This is a genomic window from Candidatus Binatus sp. (assembly GCF_036567905.1).
Lineage (GTDB): Bacteria > Desulfobacterota > Binatia > Binatales > Binataceae > Binatus.
On the sequence record NZ_DATCTO010000089.1, the window covers coordinates 31059 to 53874 of the forward strand.

At 62.8% G+C, this 22816-nt stretch carries 21 protein-coding genes; 18 read left to right on the forward strand and 3 right to left on the reverse strand.

What is annotated here, in order from left to right:
* Positions 1–103: 103 nt before the first annotated feature.
* The 6 genes from VIO10_RS13590 to VIO10_RS13615 all read left to right on the forward strand — a co-directional run bounded on the left by VIO10_RS13590 (position 104) and on the right by VIO10_RS13615 (position 4941).
* Positions 104–892 (forward strand): nitroreductase family protein, encoded by a 789-nt coding sequence (locus VIO10_RS13590; RefSeq protein WP_331965170.1) that lies wholly within the window; start codon positions 104–106, stop codon positions 890–892.
* A 55-nt stretch (positions 893–947) separates the two neighbouring features.
* Positions 948–1304 (forward strand): hypothetical protein, encoded by a 357-nt coding sequence (locus VIO10_RS13595; RefSeq protein ID WP_331965173.1) that lies wholly within the window; start codon positions 948–950, stop codon positions 1302–1304.
* A gap of 46 nt (positions 1305–1350) precedes the next feature.
* Positions 1351–2322: a CoA transferase subunit A gene (locus tag VIO10_RS13600; protein ID WP_331965176.1), complete on the forward strand. Its 972-nt coding sequence runs from the start codon at positions 1351–1353 to the stop codon at positions 2320–2322.
* Entirely contained in the window at positions 2319–3158 is an 840-nt protein-coding gene (locus VIO10_RS13605; protein WP_331965179.1) for a CoA-transferase, read from the forward strand. Before VIO10_RS13600 ends, VIO10_RS13605 begins: the two co-directional genes overlap by 4 nt.
* A 1121-nt stretch (positions 3159–4279) precedes the next feature.
* A complete protein-coding gene (locus VIO10_RS13610) occupies positions 4280–4462 on the forward strand; it encodes a hypothetical protein (protein WP_331965182.1) in 183 nt (60 codons plus the stop codon).
* A gap of 170 nt (positions 4463–4632) precedes the next feature.
* Positions 4633–4941: a hypothetical protein gene (locus VIO10_RS13615; RefSeq protein WP_331965185.1), complete on the forward strand. Its 309-nt coding sequence runs from the start codon at positions 4633–4635 to the stop codon at positions 4939–4941.
* A 463-nt stretch (positions 4942–5404) separates the two neighbouring features.
* Here the strand turns inward: VIO10_RS13615 and VIO10_RS13620 are convergent, their stop codons facing one another.
* Complete coding sequence (locus VIO10_RS13620) at positions 5405–6655, reverse strand: thiolase family protein (RefSeq protein ID WP_331965188.1); 1251 nt, start codon at positions 6653–6655, stop codon at positions 5405–5407.
* 151 nt (positions 6656–6806) lie between these two features.
* On the opposite strand from VIO10_RS13620, the gene VIO10_RS13625 reads away from it, so the two are divergent.
* The 10 genes from VIO10_RS13625 to menC all read left to right on the forward strand — a co-directional run bounded on the left by VIO10_RS13625 (position 6807) and on the right by menC (position 18302).
* On the forward strand, positions 6807–8171 hold the full coding sequence (locus tag VIO10_RS13625) for an MmgE/PrpD family protein (protein WP_331965192.1): 1365 nt from the start codon (positions 6807–6809) through the stop codon (positions 8169–8171).
* A 27-nt stretch (positions 8172–8198) separates the two neighbouring features.
* Complete coding sequence (locus VIO10_RS13630) at positions 8199–9332, forward strand: FAD-binding oxidoreductase (protein ID WP_331965195.1); 1134 nt, start codon at positions 8199–8201, stop codon at positions 9330–9332.
* A gap of 52 nt (positions 9333–9384) precedes the next feature.
* Complete coding sequence (locus tag VIO10_RS13635; protein ID WP_331965198.1) at positions 9385–10140, forward strand: MerR family transcriptional regulator; 756 nt, start codon at positions 9385–9387, stop codon at positions 10138–10140.
* Positions 10141–10142: 2 nt separating this feature from the next.
* A complete protein-coding gene (locus VIO10_RS13640) occupies positions 10143–10826 on the forward strand; it encodes a ubiquinone/menaquinone biosynthesis methyltransferase (RefSeq protein WP_331965201.1) in 684 nt (227 codons plus the stop codon).
* Between the two features lie 285 nt (positions 10827–11111).
* Positions 11112–12170 carry an isochorismate synthase gene (locus tag VIO10_RS13645; protein WP_331965231.1) on the forward strand — a complete coding sequence of 353 codons (1059 nt, stop codon included), beginning with the start codon at positions 11112–11114 and terminating at the stop codon, positions 12168–12170.
* A 642-nt stretch (positions 12171–12812) separates the two neighbouring features.
* Entirely contained in the window at positions 12813–14609 is a 1797-nt protein-coding gene (menD, locus tag VIO10_RS13650) for a 2-succinyl-5-enolpyruvyl-6-hydroxy-3-cyclohexene-1-carboxylic-acid synthase (RefSeq protein ID WP_331965204.1), read from the forward strand.
* Positions 14606–15454 carry a 2-succinyl-6-hydroxy-2,4-cyclohexadiene-1-carboxylate synthase gene (menH, locus tag VIO10_RS13655; protein ID WP_331965207.1) on the forward strand — a complete coding sequence of 283 codons (849 nt, stop codon included), beginning with the start codon at positions 14606–14608 and terminating at the stop codon, positions 15452–15454. The genes menD and menH overlap by 4 nt, the downstream gene beginning before the upstream one ends.
* Before the next feature lie 39 nt (positions 15455–15493).
* Positions 15494–16312, forward strand: coding sequence for a 1,4-dihydroxy-2-naphthoyl-CoA synthase (gene menB, locus VIO10_RS13660; RefSeq protein ID WP_331965210.1), 819 nt, complete (start codon positions 15494–15496; stop codon positions 16310–16312).
* A complete protein-coding gene (locus VIO10_RS13665) occupies positions 16309–17208 on the forward strand; it encodes a 1,4-dihydroxy-2-naphthoate polyprenyltransferase (RefSeq protein WP_331965213.1) in 900 nt (299 codons plus the stop codon). The genes menB and VIO10_RS13665 overlap by 4 nt, the downstream gene beginning before the upstream one ends.
* A complete protein-coding gene (gene menC, locus VIO10_RS13670; protein WP_331965216.1) occupies positions 17205–18302 on the forward strand; it encodes an o-succinylbenzoate synthase in 1098 nt (365 codons plus the stop codon). Before VIO10_RS13665 ends, menC begins: the two co-directional genes overlap by 4 nt.
* A 129-nt stretch (positions 18303–18431) precedes the next feature.
* Here the strand turns inward: menC and VIO10_RS13675 are convergent, their stop codons facing one another.
* Together VIO10_RS13675 and VIO10_RS13680 are read right to left on the reverse strand one after the other, a co-directional pair.
* Entirely contained in the window at positions 18432–20351 is a 1920-nt protein-coding gene (locus tag VIO10_RS13675; protein WP_331965219.1) for a hypothetical protein, read from the reverse strand.
* A gap of 19 nt (positions 20352–20370) precedes the next feature.
* The gene (locus tag VIO10_RS13680; RefSeq protein WP_331965222.1) at positions 20371–20694 is read right to left on the reverse strand and encodes a hypothetical protein; all 324 of its coding nucleotides are present in this window, start codon (positions 20692–20694) and stop codon (positions 20371–20373) included.
* A gap of 253 nt (positions 20695–20947) precedes the next feature.
* Here VIO10_RS13680 and ilvD point away from each other — a divergent pair, with 253 nt between their 5' ends.
* Positions 20948–22636 (forward strand): dihydroxy-acid dehydratase, encoded by a 1689-nt coding sequence (ilvD, locus tag VIO10_RS13685; protein ID WP_331965225.1) that lies wholly within the window; start codon positions 20948–20950, stop codon positions 22634–22636.
* Positions 22633–22816: hypothetical protein (locus VIO10_RS13690; RefSeq protein WP_331965228.1), on the forward strand; the 184-nt coding region annotated here is incomplete at its 3' end. The genes ilvD and VIO10_RS13690, both read left to right, overlap by 4 nt.

The window sequence follows — 22816 nt, forward strand, 5'->3', positions numbered from 1 at the left end:
TCCGCCGGGCAGCGCCATCGGGCGAGTGAAACTGCGGCAAACCAAACCTAGTGCGGTGGGTCTCCCATCCCGTGGCGGCCCTATTTAGCTGGAGGAATAGTCGATGGAATTCAAAGAAGTGGTAGGGCGGCGCCGATCGATCCGTTACTTTCAATCGTGGCGCAAAGTCGAACGCGAAAAGATCCAGATCATGCTGGAGGCGGCGCGGCTGGCGTCATGCGCGGTCAACGCGACCTTTCTGAAAGCGATCGTCGTGATTCGGGACAATATCCCCCGTGAAACCCTCGACGCGCTCAAGACCCCGGTCTCCGCACTCACCATCGAGCTCGCCCCGGTGCACATCTACACTTACGTCGATATGGCGGCGTACAAGGGGGCGCAGGCGCGGCTGAAGAAGCTGGTCGATGTCGGCGCGTTGAACGCCACCCACGGCTGGAGCCATAAGTTCGTCGATGAATTCGTTTGGCCGAACATTCTCAAGCCGCTGGCCGACAACCCGAACCTGGCATCGGTGGCGGCATCCGCCGCATCGGACGCGGGCATCGCGATTTGCCAGGCTATGCTCGCCGGCGTTGACGAGGGACTTGGCGTCTGCCTGACCGCCTTTCAGCACGACGCGATCAACAAGCTGGTGAAGGCGCCCAAGGAATGGATTCCGCTATTTGTGCTGCTGGTCGGTTATCCGGCGGAGTCGTGGGAAGCAGGCGGACAGCGTCCGCGTCCGCCGCTGGAAGAGATCTTCTTCGAGGGCGAATATGGAAAGCCCTTCAAGGCCGATCCCAAAGTGACCGAGCAGATGAAGGCGGCAAAGATGATCCAGGCGCCGGCGCCGCTGCCGTGGCGAAAAGAGGAAATCAAAGCGCTCGCGCGGATGTTCGGTCTTCCCGAGTAAGCTGCATCGAACCGCGCAATCGACCGATAGAATCACGCGCAACTCGAAAATAACGATGGCGTCAATAGATAAACCGCTCGAAGAGTACGACTCGGTCAAGATCTGGTACCAGGGACTGCGCGAGCAATCGGGCGTCGAGCCCACCGAGGATAAATCGAGGCTCGAACTGCTTGCCGAGTTTTGCGCCACGCTCGAACTCGACCCCGACGCGATCGTCGCCGCCTGCCTTTTGCGCAAAGAGGGCAAGGAAACCAAGATCAGCATCAAGGGCAGGCGCTCGATGGCGGAACGCATAACCGATTTTCAGGCGAAAGGCGGCGCCGAAGGTCGGGAACAGGCCAAGCGTGGCAACACCATCCGAAGTTTCCTGATTCACAACGGCATCCTGCTGCAGTCCGGGATCCAAATCTGAATCGCAGCGCTGCCGGCAACTCGAGAGGTTCGGGAGAATTGAGCACATGCGGATTCTGGAAGAAGGCAAAACCGACTATCTGAAAGTCGACCCCGACGGTTATCGGGCGAGCGTGCGGGACCATAAACCGCATCAGATGGTCTCGAAGTTGATGACGCACAAAGAGGCGGTCGAGCGCTTCGTACGCGACGGCGACTACCTCGCCTACGACTGCAACTACTTTCAGCGGGGACCGTCGTCGCTGATTCGCGAGATCATCCGCCAGCGCAAAAAAAATCTATGGCTGTGCGGCAAATTCACCTACGTCGCATGCGCGCTGCTGGTTGAAGCAGGATGCGCCGATCGGATCGACATCGGCTTCATCGGCTTCGGCCCGTGGATCGCGCGCGCGGTGCGCGAAAAGAAGTGCACCATCTACGAGTACTCCAACGCGCTGATGACGCTGCGCCTCAAGGCCGGCGCGATGGGGATACCTTTCATGCCCACGCGCAGTTTCGGCGGGACCGACGGATTTCAGCATTCGGGCTGCAAAACCGTCGAGGACCCCTTCACCGGAAAACCGGTTCTGCTGCTCCCGGCGCTCAACCCCGATGTCTCGATCATCCACGTTCATCAGGCCGACGAGTTCGGCAACGCGCGCGTCTTCGGAACCGGCATCGCGCACGCGGAATGCGCGCTTGCGTCGAAGCGGGTGATCGTGTCCGCCGAAGAGATCGTCGCGACCGACGAATTCCGGCGCGATCCGGCTCGCACCTCGATCGCTCACTTCACCGTGGACGCGGTCGTGCACGCCCCATTCGGCGCCTACCCGGGAACCGTGCAGGGATACTACGCGTCGGATCCGATGGGAGTCATCGAAGCGATGGGCGCGATGTTCCGCGGCGATTTTACCGAGTACCTCAAGAAGCACGTGTACTCGGTGGCTTCGCACGATGAGTACCTGCAGAAAGTGGTGGGAACCGAAAAACTGGCCGAGATCCGCCGCCGCGAAACCATCCGGGAGGGCTATGCCTCGTGAGCACCCCAGCTACCGACTTCAATGAGCGCGAATTCGTCATCTGTCAGATCTCGCGCCTGGTTGACGACAAGTACATCTACTGGGTTGGCGGCGGCGGCGAGCCGATGAACTCGGTGCTGCTCGCCAAGCGAATGAGCGCGCCCAACCTCCAGTACCTGACTGAGGATGGCTGCGTCGGGCCCGAGGCTCGGGTGCCGTTCGATCCGCTGATGACGATGATCAGCTCGCCCGCCAATTATCGCGCGCTTCAGTGGGGCACGATGAATTACGCGGCCGACCTCGCGCAACTCGGCTACGTCGATTACGGCATCCTCGCGACGCTTCAGGTCGATCGCTACGGCAACGTCAATTCCACCGTGGTCGGCAAATATGAAGGCGGCGAGGGCCGGCGCTTCGGCGGCCCCGGCGGCGCCGACAGCATCGCGGCGCTCGCATGGCGCACAATCCTGGTCACCGATCAGCAAAAGCGCAAGTTCGTCGATCGCGTGGACTTCATTTCGTCGCCGGGTTTTCTCGACGGCCCCGGCGCCCGTGAGCGCCACGGCCTTCCACCCGGCACCGGCCCATGGAGGGTTTACACGCCGTGGGCGATGTTCGGGTACGGAGCCGACTGCCAGCTCATGATCCAGGCAATCGCGCCCTTCGTCACGCTCGAACAGGTGCTCGAGGAAATGAGTTTCAAGCCCGCGATCGCGCCCAAGCTCGAGATTCTCGAAGTGCCGACCGAAGAGGAACTCATGATCTTGCGCACGCAAATCGACGTAGGCGGCCAGGTCACGGACCGCGGGCGATGGATCGAGTTCAAGGATGGGAAGTACCGTTTCGCCACGCCGTAGTGAAACCTGCCCGCGCGATCATGGCGCTAATCGTCCGCCGTGCCACCTACCGCCGGATTCCCCGCCGGGTCATAGGTGCTCGATTTCGATCGGGTCCGAGTTCCGAACGCGCGCTAAATTGATGGTCACGCGCAGGCATTGCGGTAACATGGTCGCCCACGATCGATGAAGCGGGAAGATGAATAGCCCGAGTCAGTATATCGCCGCCAGGTTTCCATGGCTTACCCGCGCACGCGCGGTCGCGGACGCCACCGTGTCTGGCCAAAGGCAGCCAGAACCATTGAAACGCACGCCACAAAGAAAATAATTGAATTTGAGCGCAGGTAAACCAAGGAATAAACAAGGCCTACGGCGCAGGCCATAAGGAAGGAAACCTGTCGACAGCGCAGGATAAGAAACCGCGTCCGTTCCGACGCCCTTCGGTCCACGACTTTACCAACGGCTAAACCCAAAAGCCCGCCGATTACAGCTGCCAGCGAACCGGGAACCAACGCCCATAGGGTGAACCCTAAACGCAGGAGTGTCTCGGCCACCCACGCCCCTGCGAAGGGCCACACAGCAACAATACCTGTGACCCCGCCGACAAGCGCAAAGACCAAGGCCGCCGGGTCATTAAGTTCCGACTCATAAGGCTTTCCGAGAATGAATTCAGCCCACTTAGCCATAACTTCACCGTCGCGCGTTGTGCAACCCTCTTACACGCGGCACTATCGTCAAGGAAGCCCGGACTGCCCGAGTGGCAAGTCTTCCTGCGGCTGGGGCAGCGTGCCGCGCGAGGCCCCGCGATAGCCCATATACACAAATACGCCGGCCCCGACCGGCATCCCGGCAATGCAGCCCGGGCCCGCGCCCACAGCAGCGAAAAATGATCCGGCGGCTGCGCCGCACGCGCAGCCAGCCAGGGCCCCTCCGACCGTGAGACTCTCAATGTTTCCAGCGAACCGGTCGTATTGCTCCGGTGTCAATCCTCCTCCCGCGCTCGAGCCGGGCTTCTGGTATTGCGGTTCTCCGCTGAGCGGGCGCTGCTTGGAGGGATACGGGTCTCCGCAAACCTTTAGTCCCTCGGAACCTTCGCTCGGAATCAGACCGTCGGAGACGCCCAAGATGACGGGATACAGCGGGTGGCGGGCGTGCATCAACTGGCGCGGCGTCGGAGGCTCGCTGCTGCCGCCACCAAAGAGATCGAGGTTGGCCGTCTAAACTGGCCGCCGACCGCCGCCAGTAATCTCAATGCGCATTTTCTAATTATTGGCGTTGCCCGTCCTGAAGAGGATTCTCGCGATTTTCTGCTGGTCCGGCATTAGCAACCTGCTTCTTCAGAAACCAGCCCAGCGCTGCCCCAGTTACTACAGGCGGTGTAGCTAGCGCACACGCCACAACTATTTCAATTGGAAATAGATTTCTGTCTTCTTTTGTGTCTAGAGCAACGTCGATCATTATTCCAACAACGACTCCAATCACAACTAGAGGAGCGATGAGCCAGGAATCTCGTCGAGAATACCTGACCAGCGCCAACGTAACTGGAAGCAATACCACAAGAGAAAGCAGGAAAAATCGAAGCGGTCCTCCGCCGCTTGCTCCTGGCATTCTTAGACAGATGGTCACGAACAACGCACCGCTAACCAACGCCGTTAATCTCATCGTCGATGTTCTATGGATCCGCATATCTTACTTTTTCAAACAACCCGTGATGCAATTCACAACTGTATCGTTGCACGCCCAGCAGGGCAGAATGGGCGGAATTCCGCCGTCTGTGCAAATCCATGACGACCAGTTGCACTGATGCTGCTTGTAACAATTGTCGTGAACTTTGCAGCAACCTAAGATGCAAGGGTTGTTGTTCATCGCATTGCCACCAAGAAGAGATGGAACAGTACATCTGTTGTCCTGTTGCGTAAATCCGTTCCATAGATCGCCGTTGTATTCGCTCTGCAGAGGCGGCGTGGTGTCGGGATGCGGGTCCCCACATATCTTTGTCCCCGCGGACTCTTCGGTCGGGATCAGGCCGTTCGGGAAACCCAGTATCACGGGATACAGCGGGTGGCGGCCGTGCATCAACTGGCGCGGCGTCGGAGGCTCGCTGCTGCCGCCAAAGATATCCTCGAAAAAGTTCACCAGAAAATCGATTTCGCCACCGGTGATCGCCAGCGGCAGCGCGAGGGGCGTGAAACTAGCGCAAGGACCAGTGAGAAGACCACAGCAATTGCAGCGTTCATGGCCCTCCCTGCAAGCGGATTTTGCCCAGCTCAGATCCCCAGAACGTGAATCGACACCGCCGCCGCTTCGCCGCGAACCATGCCGCCTCCATTCTCGGTTAGCCCCACCTTCGGATTCGAGACTTGCCGCTTCCCGGCTTCGCCGCGCAACTGCCAGAAGATCTCGCAGATTTGCGCCACTCCCGTCGCGCCTACCGGATGACCTTTGGCGAGCAGCCCGCCCGACGTATTCACCGGTATGCGGCCGGAAATTTCAGTGACGCCCTCGTCGATCATCTTCCCGCCCTCGCCGGGCTTGCACAGGCCGAGTTCCTCGTAGGTCATCAACTCGGCCGGCGCCGACGCATCATGCAATTCGATCACGTTAAGATCTTCGGGTCCGACCCCCGCCTTCTCGTAGGCCTGCTTCGCGACCCGCGGCACCACGCCCGGCTGGTCGGCGCCATGATCGCTTCCCGACGACAGCAGCGACGCGAGAACCTTGACCGGCTTGTTCGTAAAACGATGGGCGATCGAGGAAGCGCACAGAATCGTCGCGGCGGCGCCGTCACCGATGGGCGAGCACATCAGCCGCGTGAGCGGGTCGGCCACCATCGGCGAGCTCAAAATGTCCTCGAGGCTGTAGACCTCTTGATACTGCGCGTGCGGATTCAGACTGCCGTTGCGATGGTTCTTCACCGCGATGCGTCCGAACTGCTCGCGGGTAGTGCCGTAGCGCATCATGTGCGCGCGGGCGCCCGCCGCGTAAAAGTCCATGAACATCGAGCGCGATTCTCCCGCGCCCCCCGCCTTGCTGGGCGCCTCGCCGCGAGCTTCGCGCTCGGCCTGGAGCCGGGCCTGTTGCGCGTTCATGTCGGCAAGCAGTTGCTGCACCAATTCCACATCGACGGCGCCGCTGAATCCCGCGAACGTGCGCTTCTTATCCGCGTGGTAAAGCTTCTCCATGCCCAGCGCGAGCACCACGTCGTACATGCCCGAGGCGACATACAGCGCCGCCAGATGAAACGCCGTCGAGGAGCTGGCGCAGGCGTTTTCGCAGTTGACGATCGGGATGCCGCCGATGCCCATCTCGCGCAGCACGACTTGTCCGCGGATGCATTCCTGGCCGGTGATGAGCCCGGCGGCTGCGTTTCCGACTACCGCCGCCTCGATCTGTTTTTGCTCCAGCCCGGCGCTCGAAAGCGCGCCGTTTACCGCATCGCGCGCGAGAACCTTCATGCTGGTGTCGAGGTACTTTCCGAACTTCACCATACCGGCGCCGACTATCGAAACTTCACGCATGTGAATGATCTCCTTAATGATAGGCGGGCTATGCCCGCTTGGGGTGGACGATAACCCACCCATCCGGCACCGGGCAAGCCGTAAAATGTGTGGTAGATTTTGCAGGTATGAAAAAGTCCAACGCCTGGGCGATTCGACGGAGTTCAGCCGCATGAGTACTTCAGCAACGCCGGAAAATTTCGCTGCCACACTCGGCTTGGTCCGCGCGGTTCGCGCCATGCGATGGGAGCAGGCGCCGGAAGATGCGCGCGAGGTCGCACGCCACTGCATCCTCGATTTCCTCGGCGTCGCAGTTGCCGGATCGCGTGAACCGCTGACGCAGATCCTCGTAAGCGAGATCGCCAAGCCCGAAGGATCGTCCGAAGCCGGACTCATCGGCATCAAGCGGCGCGCGTCGCGGATGTCGGCGGCGCTGGTAAATGGAGCCGCGGCCCATGCGCTCGATTTCGATGACACTCACACGGCGATGGGCGGTCATCCGTCCGTCCCGGTGATCCCGGCGGTGCTCGCGCTGGCCGACAGCGCCGGACTCGGCGGGCGCGAGGTGCTCGAAGCGCTGCTCATCGGCATCGAACTCGAGTGCCGGCTCGGCGCAATGATCGGCCCGCAGCATTACGCGATCGGATTTCACTCCACCGGCACCCTTGGAACTTTCGGCGCCGCGGCCGCATGCGCGCATATGTTGCGCCTCGACGAGGATGGATGGCTGCGCGCACTGGGGCTTGCGGGTACGCAAGCTGCCGGCCTCAAGTCGGGTTTCGGAACGATGGCGAAGCCGCTGCATGCGGGGCGCGCCGCATCCAATGGATTGTTCAGCGCACTCGCCGCGCGCGGCGGCTACACTTCCAATCCCGAAATCATCGAGACCGCGCAGGGATTCGCCGCTACCCACGCCGGCGCCAAACCATCGCGCGAAGTGCTCGATCGATTTGCCGGACGCTTCCTGATTCGCGAGACGCTGTTCAAGTACCACGCCTCCTGCTATCTCACCCACGCGCCGATTAATGCGGCTGCGCAGATTCGCACCGAGCATCGCGTCGATCCCCAGTCCATCGATGAAGTGGAGGTGCGCGTTCATCCCGCGCTCTTCGGCGTCTGCAATATCCAGCAGCCGAAGACCGGCCTCGAGGGCAAATTCAGCTTGCGCGTGACGATCGCGATGGCGCTGCTCGGGGAAGATACCGGCGATCTCCAGACCTTCACCGATGCGAAGGTGACGCAAGCGCGGGTGGTGTCCTTGCGCGATCGGGTCCGTGTCGTGGGCGCCGAAAAGACTCCATCCACGCGCGCGACGGTCGTCGTCAAAAGCAACGGACGGATTTTCGAGGCTGAATCGGACTCGGGCCAGCCGGCATCCGACCTGGTTGTGCAGCGCGAGAATCTGACCCGCAAATTCATGACGCTTACCGCTCCGATTCTCGGCCGCCGCGATGCCGATGCGCTGGCAAGTGCGGCTCTCAATGCGGATCAGCTCGCTTGCGCTTCAAAGCTGATTGATCTGACGCAGGCCGGATAGACCGGCTCGGCGGCCCCGCTGGTATCAATGCCAAACACAACCGAATTCGACGTGGTCATCATCGGAGGCGGCATCGCCGGCGCTTCGCTCGCGTACTTTCTGACCGAGCGCGGAGTGACCAACGTTGCGCTCCTGGAGCGAGAGAGCCAGCACGGCTATCACTCCACCGGCCGCAGCGCCGCAAGCCTGGTCGAGTTCGATCCGCTCCCCGCCGTGCAGCGCCTCAAAGCAATGGGCGGGGAATTCCTGCGAAATCCTCCGGCCGGCTTCGCCGATAATCCCATCCTGATTCCGACCCCGGTGATGATTCTGTTTCGCGCGCCCAACTTGCGCGATTTCGACGGCGCTGCCGCCGGACTCCGGCGCGACCGCGTGGCATTCGAGTCGCTGAGTTGCGCGGCTGCGAAGGCTCGTGTGCCCGCCCTCCTCCTCGACCAACCGGAGCGCGCGCTGATACTTACCGCCGGCGGCCGAATCGACGTGCACGAACTTCTCACCAGCTATCTCCGTCACGCCCGCCGCCGCGGCGCGCTCGTTCGCACCGGGAGCGAAGCGCGCGCGATCGTGGTTGAAAACGGCCGTTGCCGCGCGGTCGTGACCGACGCGGGTACCCTTCGCGCGCGATGCGTTGTCAACGCCGCCGGCGCATGGGCCGGCCCGGTCGCCAGCCTCGCCGGTGCGACGCCGATACGGCTCGAGCCCCGGCGCCGCACTATCGTCACCTTTGCTGCCCCGCCCGGCCCCGACGTGAGTGGATGGCCGTTCGTCATCAGCGAAAGCGATCAGCTCTACTTCACCCCCGAGTCGGGCGGCTTGCTGCTGAGCCCGATGGATCAGGAACCGACCCTTCCATCCGACGCTCAGCCTGACGACGAGGTGATTGCCGCCGCGCTTGAGCGTCTGCGCGCGCTCGCGCCCGCGATTGTGCCGCGTACTTTGAAGCGCAAATGGGCTGGGCTTCGCACTTTTTCGCCCGACTCGGTCCCCGTAGTTGGCGCCGACCCTCGCGTCTCGGGATTTTTCTGGCTCGCGGGTCAGGCTGGCTTCGGCATCGAGAGCAGTCCCGCCATTGGCCAAATCGCCGCCGACCTGATCGTTGCCGGCGCCACGGACAGATTCGACGCGTCCGTGCTCGCGCCCGCGCGTTTCGCCGCCGCCTGACCGAATCTTTCTCGCTTGACTCCGTGAGCAATTACTCTAAGAGTTGATGCTCATGAAGTCGTACAGCCTGCCCGAGCTGGTGAGGGCTTCTGCCTTGCCCGTGGATACCATCCGCTATTATCAGAGCCTCGGCCTGCTCGACGGTCCCCGCCGTCGCGGCCGCACCGCCGTCTATAGCGATTCGCATCTCAAGCGCCTGCGCCTGATCCGCTCGATGTCCGCGCGCGGACTTCCGCTCAAGGTGGTCAAGACCCTCATCAACAGCCCCAAGAAGGATGTCGTCGATCGAGCGCTGGTCGCTGCCGTCAAGGAAAAGGCCGGCGAGGCGCGTTACACCAGCACCCAATTCGCGGATCGGCTCGGGATTCCAAAGGGACTGCTCGATCTGGTGGACAGATCCGAACTGCGCGAAGCGGTTGCCGGCGAAACCGGCGACAACTTTTACTCCGACATCGACCTCGAGGCCGCGCGCGGTGTCATGCGTTTGCTAGAACACGGCTTGCCCATCACCCGCCTGCTCGAGATCGCCGTCAAGCACCATCGTGCGACCGCCCAGACGGTGGACGAGGCAATCGATCTTTTCAACGCCTATGTCCGTGGCCGCCGCAGGGACGGTGACGACGTCGAGGCGGTCGCCGACGCATTCCGCGAGATGCTGCCGATCGTTGTTTCGCTGGTCGCGCAACACTTCCATCGCTTGCTGGTCGGACGCGCGTTGGCGCGGATCAAGGATAGCGGCGACAAGAAGGCTTTTCGGGTCGCGCAGCGCACGGCTGGAGAAGTCAGGCTTCGGCTCGCGAATCGATGAATATGCCCGAAGCGAACGCCAAGGCGGCTATGGTCGAGGCGATGTTCGATCGGATCGCCCCGCGCTACGACCTGATGAATCGCCTCATGACCTTCGGCATGGACCGGCGCTGGCGACGCGACGCGGTCGAGGCGCTGGCGCTGCCGCGGGATTCTCGCGCGCTCGATTTGGCCTGTGGCAGCGGGGACTTCTGTGCCGATCTCGCAAGGATCGGCGTCCGCGTCGTGGGCCTGGATTTCTCCCACGAGATGCTGCGTGTGGCGCGAGTGAACCGCCCCTCCGTGTGTTCCACCTTGATCCGCGCCGACGCACTCCGCTTGCCCCTGCGTGCTGGCTCCTTCGACGCGGTCGTATCGGGCTTTTCCCTGCGCAATTTCGCCAATTTGGAAGACCCGTTCCGCGAATGCTTCCGCATCCTGAAGACCGGCGGCAAGATCGCGCTGCTCGAGGTGGACACGCCCGCCTCGCCCATCCTCCGCGCCGGGCATCGCATCTACTTTCACAAGTTCGTGCCGCTCGTGGGCCGGCTCGTCGATCGCGACGCATACGCCTGGCTGCCGTCCTCCGTCAGTTACCTGCCCGACGAGGCGCATTTGCTGGCGATGCTCACCGATGCGGGCTTTCGCGACCTCAATAAGCGCCGCCTTCTCGGCGGCGCCGTGCAGCTCATCACCGGACACCGATAACCGCTGGAAATTTGTGTAGCGATGAATCATTCGGATTCGATTTTTTCCCAGACAGTCGCAGTCGATGAACCTCTCGATTTGCTCCGCGCGATCCGCCGCTCCGGCGCGGCTCCGCTCTTCTATTGGGAACGGCCCGACCACGGAGTGACTATCGCCGCGGCCGGTGCGGTTGCGGAGTTTCGAGCATCGGGCGCCGGCCGATTCCGCGATGCCTCCGAGCGCGCCCGCGAGCTTCTCTGCTCGTTAAATCCAGGTCGCTACAGTGATCCGGGCGAGGGCCCCTTGATGGTCGGGGGCTTTGGCTTTTCCGATCGCGCCTGCCAGGCGCACGAATGGCGCGAGTTCCCACCCGCATGGATCTTCCTACCCAGGCTTTTGTGGGTCCGCCGTGGCGCGCGATGCACCCTGACTATGACTTGGGCAAAGGACGACAGGGACTCAGTCGATCGTATCCTCGCACGAGCGCTCCAGCCCCCGCACCCTTGCCATCGGTCCGCAAATCCGCCGCCACTTTTGGATATCCGGCCTTCAGCGGCAACGCCGCTGGAGCGCAATGATTGGCGCGAGCGCGTCGAACGCGTCCGCTCGCAAATTCTTTGCGGCGCGCTGAAAAAGGTCGTGCTGTCCCGGCGCCTGGCGATCGAAACCGCTTCGCCAATCGATCCTGCACGTTTCATCGATTCAGCGCGTGCCGCGCGCCCCTCGTGCGTCAACTTCTTCGTCAGCCCCCGGACTACCTCGTTCGTCGGCTCCACGCCTGAACGGCTGGTCGAGCTCGACGGAGAAACTGTCACCTCAAGTGCGCTGGCGGGTTCCGTGCCGCGCGGCGACAACCCTCCAGCAGATCGCGCGCTCGGCGATTCGCTGCTCAGTTCGGAGAAAAACCTCGAGGAGCACCAATATGTCGTCAATGCGCTCGCGTCAGCGCTGGAATCCGTGGCTTCGCCGTTGAACGTTTCCGCGCGGCCGCGCCTGATGCTCTTGCCCGAGGCGCAGCATCTGTTCACCCGGATCGAGGGCCGCTTGCGTGAACCTCGCAGCGTCATCGAACTGGCAGGACTGCTTCACCCGACCCCCGCCGTATGCGGTGTGCCGCGCCAAGCGGCCCGCGCAATCATCGAGCGCGAGGAACCCGAGCGCGGCTGGTACACCGGCGCCGTTGGTTGGATTGACGCCAAAGGCCAGGGTGAGTTCGCAGTCGCGCTGCGCGCAGGGGTTATCGACGGCAGCGCGATGTATCTCTTCGGGGGCGCCGGGATCGTCGCAGGTTCCGACTCCGAAGCGGAGTTTGCGGAGACTGAAAATAAGCTGACCGCGCTCATCGGGAGCACCACCCTTGGGTAATACCCTGATTCAGGCAAGATTCCCTGGCAGGAGAACTTTGCGTAACCTGATCGACGCATCATTTCCTCTCCCTGTTAGGAGAGCTTTGCATAACCTGGTCGAGTCTCTTTTTCCTCTCCCTGTTAGGGAGAGGATGAAGGTGAGGGTCCTTATACAGCGCGCTATTCTGCGCGCGATTCACGATTCTGCCTCTTTCCGGAACTCGTGCGCCGAGCTTATGCAAAGCTCTCCCCGTCAGAGAGAGAAGGAGCCCATCGACAATGAAACTGCGCCACGCTGCCGCGCTCTCGCTTGTGAGCTGGTCGCTCGTCATTCCCGAAGCCGGGAAGACGGTCCCGAAAGACTGTGCCAACTGTGCTGTCACTTGGAAGCTCGCGCGATTGGCGCTTCCGGATTTAAGACGAAAGCCGAGTGCGAAAAAGCGGGAGCTGATTATGTGCGCAATTTCTATGCGAACGCAGAGAAGAATGGCCAGCGGGTAGCTGTCCCCCCTGGGAAACCAGAGTGCCACGAAGACATCCAGAAATGACGTCATCACCGCGAAACGTCGGTGTGGTACTCGAACGGAAGCCGTCATATCTCGCATTCCTGAGCGCGGATATGCCGGGCGAGCGAAGAATTTCAAATAGGACACCACCGCCCTTGGAACCATCGCGTAATCCCAATAGCCGCGCCGCCGCCCTCATGATGCAGGAGTTCGCCCGATGCGGCGTCGCCCACGCCTGTATTTCACCGGGCTCCCGCTCCACCGCGATCGTCACCGGCCTGCTCCGCGCGCCCGCAGTCCGGCCATGGGTCATCCTCGACGAACGCAGCGCCGGATTCTTTGCGCTCGGGATGGCGCGTGAGACCGGTTGCCCCGTCATCCTCGTATGCACCTCGGGCACCGCCGCCGCCAACTACATGCCCGCAGTCGTCGAGGCTTCCCTGTCGAAGATTCCGCTGATCGTCATCACCGCCGACCGTCCGCCCGAGGCGCGCGATTGCCGCTCCGCACAGACCATCGATCAGGTCAGGATGTTCGGTAGTCACGCGCGATGGAGCGTCGATCTCGCCACTCCCGCCGCGGGCCTCGATCTCGACAACTATTACCGGACGATCGCTTGCCGCGCGTTCGCCACCGCAACGGAAATGCCGGCCGGACCGGTGCATCTGAACCTGCCGATGCGAGAGCCGCTGATCGACGTGAGCGAGGAGCGCGAACGGCTTGCACGCATCAGTGAAAGCGAATCCGCGGCGGATAAATCGCGCTCGCCGTACGCGCGGGTTTATCCCGCGCGCCCGAGTCTGCCGCCTGATTCGATTGGCGCGCTCGCCGACAAGCTGCGCGGCTGCGATCGAGGTCTGATAGTATGCGGCCCTGCCGCGCCATCGCCCGATGCGGCCTGCTCGATTGTGCGGCTCGCCGGGCGGCTCAACTGGCCGATCCTCGCCGATCCATTGTCGGGTCTTCGCGCCGGCCGTCACGACCGATCGAGGATCGTCGATGCCTACGACGTTCTGCTCCGCGACCCGGCGTTTTGCGAGGCTAATCAGCCCGACGCCGTGATCCAGTTCGGCGATCCTCCCGTCTCGAAGTGCCTCGGACAATTTCTCGCCTCGCGATCGCGCCGATCCCACCTGATGGTCGCGGAGCCGGGAACCTGGCCCGATCCGCTTCAAATAGCCTCCGACGTGGCGCAAGTCGGGACAGTTGAACTGTGCGACTCGCTGTGCGACTCGCTCGACGACGCGCCGAAGATGTCGCCGTGGCTCGATTCGTGGCTTGCGGCATCGGCGCGATCGCGCGCGGCGCTCGACGCGATGCTCGCCGATGAAACTACGATGTTCGAGGGCAAGGTCGTCGCCGAGCTGATGCGATTGGCGCCGGACGGTTGCGCCGTGCATACCGGCAACAGTATGCCGGTGCGCGACTTCGATACCTTCGTCGGACAGTCGGACCGCGACACTGCTCTGTTTTGCAATCGCGGCGCCAATGGCATCGACGGAGTACTCGCAACTGCCTTGGGTGCGGCCGCCGCGAGAAAAGCACCGACCATTCTCGTGCTGGGCGACCTGAGCCTTCTCCACGATATCGGCGCCCTGCAAATCGCGGCGCGCTACCCCGTCCATCTGCTCGTGATCGTGATTAACAATGACGGCGGAGGAATTTTCTCATTTCTGCCCCAGGCCTCGCTCGGCGACAGCTTCGAAACCTTCTTCGCTACCCCGCACGGACTTGATTTCGAGGATGCTGCCGCGCTGGGCCGGGCACGATACGCGCGCGCTGGCTCGTGGAGCGAATTCAACGCCGCGGTCGGACACGCTCTCGATCATCGCGGCTTGCACTTGCTCGAGGTTCGAGGCGATCGAGCCCGCAACCTCGCGATGCATCGCCGGCTGATCGTGACGGCGCTCAGCCGGGTTCGCGCCGCGCCCGGTCAGGGAACAATCCGATGAATCGTCGAGTTGCGATCGGCACTGCGACCGTCGAATTCAGCGACGAAGGTCCATCCGCCTTGTCGCCGGAGATGGCGGCGCGCGATCCCGTCGTCCTGCTGCACGGTTTTACCGGCAGCAAGGAAAGTTGGCGCGAACTGCGCGAGCAACTCCGGCCGGACCGGCGCGTCGTCAGCATCGATTTGCCCGGACACGGAGGCACTCGAGTCGGAATCGACGTTGAAAATTATTCGATCGAGCACGCGGCGGCGATGGTGATTCGCTTGCTCACGGAGGTTCTCGCAGTCCCGCGCTTCTCGATCCTCGGTTACTCGATGGGCGGCAGGCTCGCGCTGTTTATCGCGCTCAATTACGGCGCTCATATCAACCGGCTGGTGCTGGAAAGCGCTTCTCCCGGTATCGCGGACTGCGGCGATCGGGCAGCTCGGAGACACGCCGACGCGGAGCTGGCGGCGTTCGCCGAGAGCGCCGGAATCGAAGCGTTCGTCAAACGATGGGAGTCGATACCGCTGTTTGAGTCGATGGCGCGGATGCCGGCCGAAAGGATCGATCGTTTGCGACGTGAGCGGCTTGGCTGCCGCATCGAAGAGCTTGCGCGAAGTCTCCGCGGCATGGGAACTGGTGCGCAGCCATGGCTCGGCGGCGAATTACCGGCACTGCGCATGCCGATCCTCGCGATCGCGGGCGCGCTGGACTTCAAGTTCACCGCCATCGGCGAGCAAATCGCCGCTCTGGCCAGTGATGCGCGCTTTGAAGCGATCGGCGGCGCGGGTCACGCACCGCATCTCGAACGTCCCCACGAATTCAACCGCGTCGTCGCTGATTTTCTTGGCCGCAAACCGTAAAAAATAAAAACTTAATCCAACACTTTAAGGAGAACCGCAGTGCAAATCGAATGGCATGACGTGCACAATTACAAAGACATCAAATTTCAAAAGGCCGAAGGAATAGCGCGAATTTCGATCAACCGCCCCGAGGTTCGCAACGCATTTCGTCCGCTCACGGTCACGGAGTTGCTCGACGCCTTCGGGCGCGCGCGCGAAGACGGCGAGATTGGCGTGATCATCCTGACCGGTGAGGGCACTGAGGCCTTTTGCAGCGGTGGCGATCAGCGCATCCGCGGCGAGCAGGGTTACGTCGGCGCCGACGGCGTTCCGCGCCTCAACGTGCTCGACCTGCAGAAGCTGATTCGCAGCATCCCGAAACCTGTCATCGCGATGGTGGCCGGCTTCGCGATCGGCGGCGGTCATGTGCTGCACGTAGTATGCGATCTGACTATTGCAGCCGACAACGCGGTCTTCGGCCAGACCGGTCCCAGGGTCGGAAGTTTCGACGGCGGCCTCGGCGCGTCGCAACTCGCGCGGCTCGTCGGTCAGAAAAAAGCTCGCGAGATTTGGTACCTGTGCCGGCGCTATAGCGCGGCCGAAGCGCTCGATATGGGACTGGTCAACGTGGTTGTGCCACTGGCGCAATTAGAAGAGACGACCCTCCAGTGGTGCCGCGAGATTCTCGCTCAAAGCCCGATGGCGCTGCGATGCCTCAAGTCGGCATTCAATGCCGAGATGGATGGCTTGGCGGGAATCCAGGAACTGGCTGGAAATACCACCTTGCTCTACTACATGACCGAAGAGGCGCAGGAGGGCCGCAACGCCTACAACCAGAAGCGCAAGCCCGACTTCTCGAGGTTCAAGCGCGTGCCGTGAGCGGTCAAGCGATCGAAAATTTGGATCCGCCGGGCTTTTCGGTTTGGCTTGCCGCTGCTCGACCGCGGACTTTAACCGCTGCCGCGGCGCCCGTGATGGTGGGTTTGGCTTTGGCCCAGCGCACCGGCCACCTAAGAGCGATGCTCGGCCTGATGACCCTGCTCGCGGCATTGCTGATTCAGATCGGCACCAACCTCGCCAATGATTATTTCGACTTCGTCGCGGGAGCCGACACCGCCGCGCGGCTCGGACCGCTTCGCGTCACGCAGGCAGGCCTGGTCGAGCCTTCGACGGTCAGGAACGCGGCGCTCGGCGTGCTCGGTCTTGCGGCGCTCGTCGGATGCTACCTCGTATCGGTCGGTGGATGGCCGATTCTGAGCATCGGGATCGTGTCACTGGCGGCGGCGATCGCATACACCGCCGGACCCTGGCCGCTCGCGTACAACGGCTTGGGCGATGCGTTCGTGTTTGTATTTTTTGGTCTCGCGGCGGTGAACGGGACGGTGTTTCTTCAGACCGGCGCCGCGACCTCGCTTTCGATCGCAGCCTCGATTCCGATTGCATGCCTGGTCACCGCAATTCTGGTCGTGAACAATTTACGCGACGTCGACACCGACGCCCGCGCCGGGAAGCGCACGCTTGCGGTGCAGTTCGGGCAAGGTTTCGCACGGGCCGAGTACGCCGGGCTGGTTGCGATTGCGTTCCTGATGACGCCGGTGCTCGCCTGGCTCGGCGGCGCGATGTTGTTGTTGCCAATCGCAGCCGCGCCGCTCGCGTTTGGGGAAATACGCGCGATTTGCCGGCGCACCGGGACGGAGTTGAATCAGAGCCTCGCGCGAACCGCCGCGCTTCATCTGACCTACGGCCTGCTGCTGACCCTGGCGCTCATCCTTTGAAGATCGCGGCCGCATCTATCACTCCGTTTCGCGTGCGCCTCGTGCGGCCGCTCTCGACTGCGCGCGGACGAATCGGATCGCGCGACGGATTCGTGTTGACGGTAGAATCCGACTCCGGTGAGCGGGGAATGGGTGAGGCCAGCCCCGCGTATTGGCTCGGCGGTGAGCAAATAGGAGAAACGCGCCGCGCGCTCGAATCGATCGTTCAAAGTGTCGATCGCCATCGCGGTCCCGACCAGCTGCGCCGCCTGATTGAGGAGAATAGTTGCGGCGGCTCTCCGCTTACACCCGCCGCAACATGCGCGCTCGACACCGCGCTGCTCGATCTCAGCGCGCGTTTGCGCGGAGTTCCGATGGCTTCCCTGCTCGGGATCGAATGCGAATCGATCGGCCCCGTGCCGGTCTGCGCGCTGCTGGCAGGCCAGACGCCCGAGGAGGTGACTCGCCAAGCGCGCATTGCTGTCGGCCAGGGGCACACGTCCTTCAAGCTCAAGGTTGGGGCGAGCCCGATCGCGGTAGACGCGAACAAAGTTGCATCGTTACGAATGGCGATCGGAAGCGATTTTTCAATCCGTCTCGATGCGAACCGCGCGTGGACGCTGGATCAGGCTGAGGTTGCGCTGCATGCGTTCCAGCCATACGGCATAGAGTTCCTCGAAGAGCCTTTGCGCTCGCCGCAACCGGGCGACATGCGCCGGCTCCGCGATGCCACCGGCGTTGCGCTTGCTCTCGATGAATCACTCAGCGGCGCGGCCGCGCTGAGCGCGTTTATCGAACACGACGGCGCCGACTACCTCGTCTTGAAGGCAGCGCGGCTCGGAGGCCCGACGCGATGCGTCGAGATTGCGAGACTGGCGGCGACCGCCGGAATCAAAGTCGTGGTCACAGATTCTATCGAGAGCGCGGTTGGCATGAGCACCGCGGTGCATCTCGCATCGGCGCTCTCGCGCCATGGAACCGCAGTCGGTGCAGGCGGCGCGCGATTTTTCCCGGCTGGATCGTTTTGCGGAGTCGAGTTCCCGTCAGTCTCGCAGGTTCTTCCAGACGGTCCGGGTCTGAACGTCTCGGCTTACCCACCTCGAAAAGGCAACTGACGCAGACTCCAAATCGAAGAGTCCGATTTGCCGCGGCTACGGAAGCGCGCCGCCCGCAAATCCCTTGGCAGCGGAGCGCCTCGGGGTCGGTGACTGCCCCGCCGCTGCCGTAGCTCTTCGTTCCTCCAATCAGTTTGCCGGAACGATATGGATCGGCGTGCGGCCGTGCAGCTCGACGGATAGCGATGCCGTGCCGTTGTGGTCAGCCGTAAAGGCGTGCTCCGAGCCGTGGCGCATCGCGTATTTGGCGCCCGGCCGCAGCCGCTCGATGCGAATCTCGTGCGGACCAGGCTTCGCGCCCGGATAGAGCACAAGGTCGAGATCGTCGCTGTTGCTGAATGCGCGCGCCACCAACACGTCGGGATACTTCGCATCGGTGAGAATCGGTCCGCGCAAGGATGGCTCGGGCGGGCCCTCCGCGATGGTCCTGCGAAAGTCGTCGCGGCGATGGATGCGCGCGCGCATCGCCATCGCGTTCGAGAGATTCGAGCCCTTCGAATATCGCAGTACGCCGCCGTCATCGGCGCGGCCACAATCCCGATCGAGCGCGCGCAGGGCTGCATCGGCAATTTCGTAATCGCCGAACTCGCGCGCGGTGTCCATCAGCATCGCGTACACGCCGGCATAGCCCGATTTGTAATTGCCAAAATCGAATCCCTTTCCCGGGATCGAAAGCCGTTTCGCGCCGGTCTCATCGGACTTGATGATGTATTTCAAATCCTGTCGCGCCGTGGCCCACATCCGCTGCGCGCGATCGGGCGCGAAGCAATTCTCGAATCCCGCGAAGCCCGCATCTGCCGCCGGAAATGGAAAACGAATTCCCGTCAGCGAGGAGCGCAGCCCGATGATGCTGCCGCTGTAGTCGGTGAATTCGGTGTCGAGATTCTTGAGCCATCGATCGAGCACGCTCGGAACGTATTTTGTGCCGAACACGCGATCGTAAATCTTGAGCGACGTCATCCCGTAGTGATTGCAAATCGGATAGACCCAGTTCGGCTCGCACGGATAGAGGCAGAATTCCGAATCGAGGAAATTCTTGGCCACCGATTGCGCGATGGTGTGCGCGTCGTGATGGAACACGCGATGCAGGTTGCGCCGAAACAGCAGGCTGCCGGGCTCGGCGTAGCGGCGGTCTCCGGTGTTCGAGATGTACATGCAGAGCTGGATGCCGAACCATCCGGTGAGCATGATGTTGTCCCTGGCCGCGGGATCCGGATCGCTTAGATTCAAATTTCCCCACGCCGACTCCCATAGCCAGTAGCCCCAGATTCGGCGATCGAGATACAGCTCGATCAGGTTGCGCTGCGCCTGCGAGAGATAGCCATGAAAGCTCGGCGTGTACATGCATTGCAGCATGCCCAGGCCGTAACCCAGGTGATTGATCTGATAGCGCAGCGCCGCCGTCTGGAACTGATCGACCTTGTCGTAGCCGTTCATCTGACCGACCGGCTGGAGCGCGCGATCGAGCCCGTAGCGCGACGACGCGAGGTCGTCGGGCGTGAGTTCGCGCTCGGCCATTGCCGGCACTGGCGCCGCAACTTCGATCGCCTCGGCGATCGCCGTCCCGATGCTGCGCTTGCGCGCCTCGAGCTTCGCAAGCTCGGCGGTCTTGCGCGCCTGCTGCCGCCGATATGAATAGATGCCGATCCCCGCGACGATCGCGGCGACGAAATATGGCGCGAGAAACCAGCTTTGCTCGCCTGCCATCTTACCGGCCAGCAGCGCCGACCCGAGCCATACGATGACGGGCGCAATCACCATCCCGGCGCCGAACCATGCGAACACCGCAAGCGCGAACAGCGCCAGGGTCAGCACAAACAGCACGACCGCCCATCCCCCGACCGCGAGGAATCCGCCGCCGGGAATCCACAGGCCCAGCCCCGCGGCCTGCAGCGACGGCGACATGCCGAGGATCGTCGGCAGCAGGCCGAGCACGCACATCGCGGCGTAGATCATCGCAGTCCGGCGATGACGCGCCGAGGTCACCGGCCCGACGGCCGCTTCTCTTCGAATGAATGCCTGAGCGATATCGCCTGGTATAACGACCACGGCTGTTCTCCTCGATTCCTTATCTGATGCAAACGGGAACCGGCACGCTCGCGACCCTGGCGAGATCGTGGTGATGATGAGTGTGCAGCTGGTAGCCGTATGCGGCGCCGATCGCGAGCAGAATCTCTATCGATGCGGCAATCGCGAGTGTGCGCAGTCCCAGGCGGCGACTCGACTGCGGCGCCGTGAACGCGGGCGCGGCGCTGATCAATCGCCACTCAGTCGCGGGATTACTCGGCGCATCATCGAGCGTATCGCCCGACCTCAGCATAAATCGTTTGATGACGCCGAAGCCGAGCACGACCTGGCTGACGATGAACGCTGCGAATGCGCAACACGGCATGAAAGTAGTGCCCTCACTGAGTTCATCGTATAAGGCGCAGTCCAAAGTCAAATGCGCAGCTTTGACGCCAGCCGACCGCCTCGTACTCCTGCTTCGCTTCCGCGTCGAGCGCCCCGCCCGCTATGCAGCCCGCACGCGCCGCGGCGCCCTGACTTGGGATTTCGCGGGGGCGCGCGCTGTTATACAAATCATTAATCGGCTTTTGATTAGTTCAGCGCCGCCGATCCGGTCGCGGCAGGAAAACAAAGGACACATGGCAGACAACGACAACAAAAATTCTCTACGATCCAACAGCAGCGTCCTGGTCGATGGTCCCTCGCGCGCGCCGGCGCGCGCGATGCTCAAGGCGGTCGGCTTTACCGACGAAGACCTGAGCAAGCCGCTGATCGCGGTCGCGCATACCTGGATCGAAATCATGCCGTGCAACGCTCATCTGCGGGATCTCGCCGAGCACGTGAAGCGGGGTATTCGCGCCGCCGGCGCGACGCCGATCGAATTCAACACGATCGCCGTGTGCGACGGAATCTCGATGGGCACGGCTGGGATGCGCGCGTCGCTCATAAGCCGCGAAGTGATAGCCGACTCGATCGAGCTCACCGTGCGCGGGCATCTGTTCGACGCCGTGGTGGCGATGTCGGGATGCGACAAGACGATCCCGGCGACGGTGATGGCGTTGCAGCGGCTCGACCTGCCCTCGCTGATGATTTACGGCGGATCGATCCAGCCCGGGCGCTTCGGCGATCAGCAGGTTTCGATTCAAGACGTGTTCGAGGCGGTCGGGGCGCATTCGGCGGGCAAGATGAAGCTCGAAGACCTCAAGCGGCTCGAGGATGTCGCGTGTCCCGGGGTCGGCGCATGCGGCGGCCAGTTCACCGCCAACACGATGGCCACGGCGACCGAGCTTTTGGGCATCTCGCCGATGGGCTCGAACAGCATTCCTGCGACCGATCCGAAAAAGCCCGAGAGCGCTTTCCAGGCTGGGCGGCTCGTCGTCGATTTGCTCAAGCGCAACCTTCGGCCGAGCCGGATAATCACCAGGAAGGCGCTCGAGAATGCGATCGCGGCGGTCGCGATGACGGGCGGATCGACCAACGCGGTGCTGCACTTGCTCGCGATCGCGCACGAAGCGGGAATCGCGCTCGACATCGACGACTTCGACCGGATCAGCTCGCGCACTCCTATCCTCGCCGACTTGAAGCCGGGCGGCCGTTTCCTAGCCACCGACATGTACAAGGCGGGCGGGATTCCGCTGATCGCCAAACGCCTGAAGGAAGCCGGGCTGCTCCACGAAGGCGAACTCACCGTGACGGGCAAAACGATCGGGGTCGAAGCCGACGCGGCGCGCGAGACGCCGGGGCAGGAAGTCGTGCATTCAATCTCGAAGCCAATCAAGCAAACCGGCGGGCTCGTGATCCTCAAGGGCAACCTCGCGCCGGAAGGATGCGTGGTGAAAGTCGCGGGCCATGAACGCATGACGCATCGCGGGCCCGCGCGCGTCTTCGACTGCGAAGACGATGCGTTCAAGGCGGTGTCGAAGCAGCAGATCAAAGCCGGCGACGTCGTCGTGATCCGCTACGAGGGACCCCGCGGCGCGCCCGGGATGCCCGAGATGCTGGGCGTCACGGCGGCGCTGTCGGGGCAGGGCCTGGGAGAATCGGTCGGACTGCTGACGGACGGGCGTTTTTCAGGCGCGACGCACGGCCTGATGGCGGGACACGTCGCGCCGGAAGCGGCGGTCGGCGGACCGATCGCGGCGATTCGCGACGGCGACGTAATCACCTTCGACATCGCCAAGCGCAGACTCGACGTCGATCTTACCGATGCGGAGATCAAGGCGCGGCTGAAGGATTGGAAAGCGCCGGAGCCTCATTATAAGAGCGGCGTGATGGCCAAGTACGCGCAGTCGGTATCGTCGTCGTCGCGCGGTGCTGTAACGAATTGAGGGAGTCAATCGAAACGACAGCGGCGGCGCTCGCGCGCCGGCATCGGACGATGGCGCTGGCGGCATTCGCGATGCTCGCGGGCGTCGTCGTCATCGGCGCGAATTCGATTCGCGCCGATGACGACGACTGGCACGTAGTCGAGCGGCATACGACGACGCAGGCGCCGGCGGACACGAGCG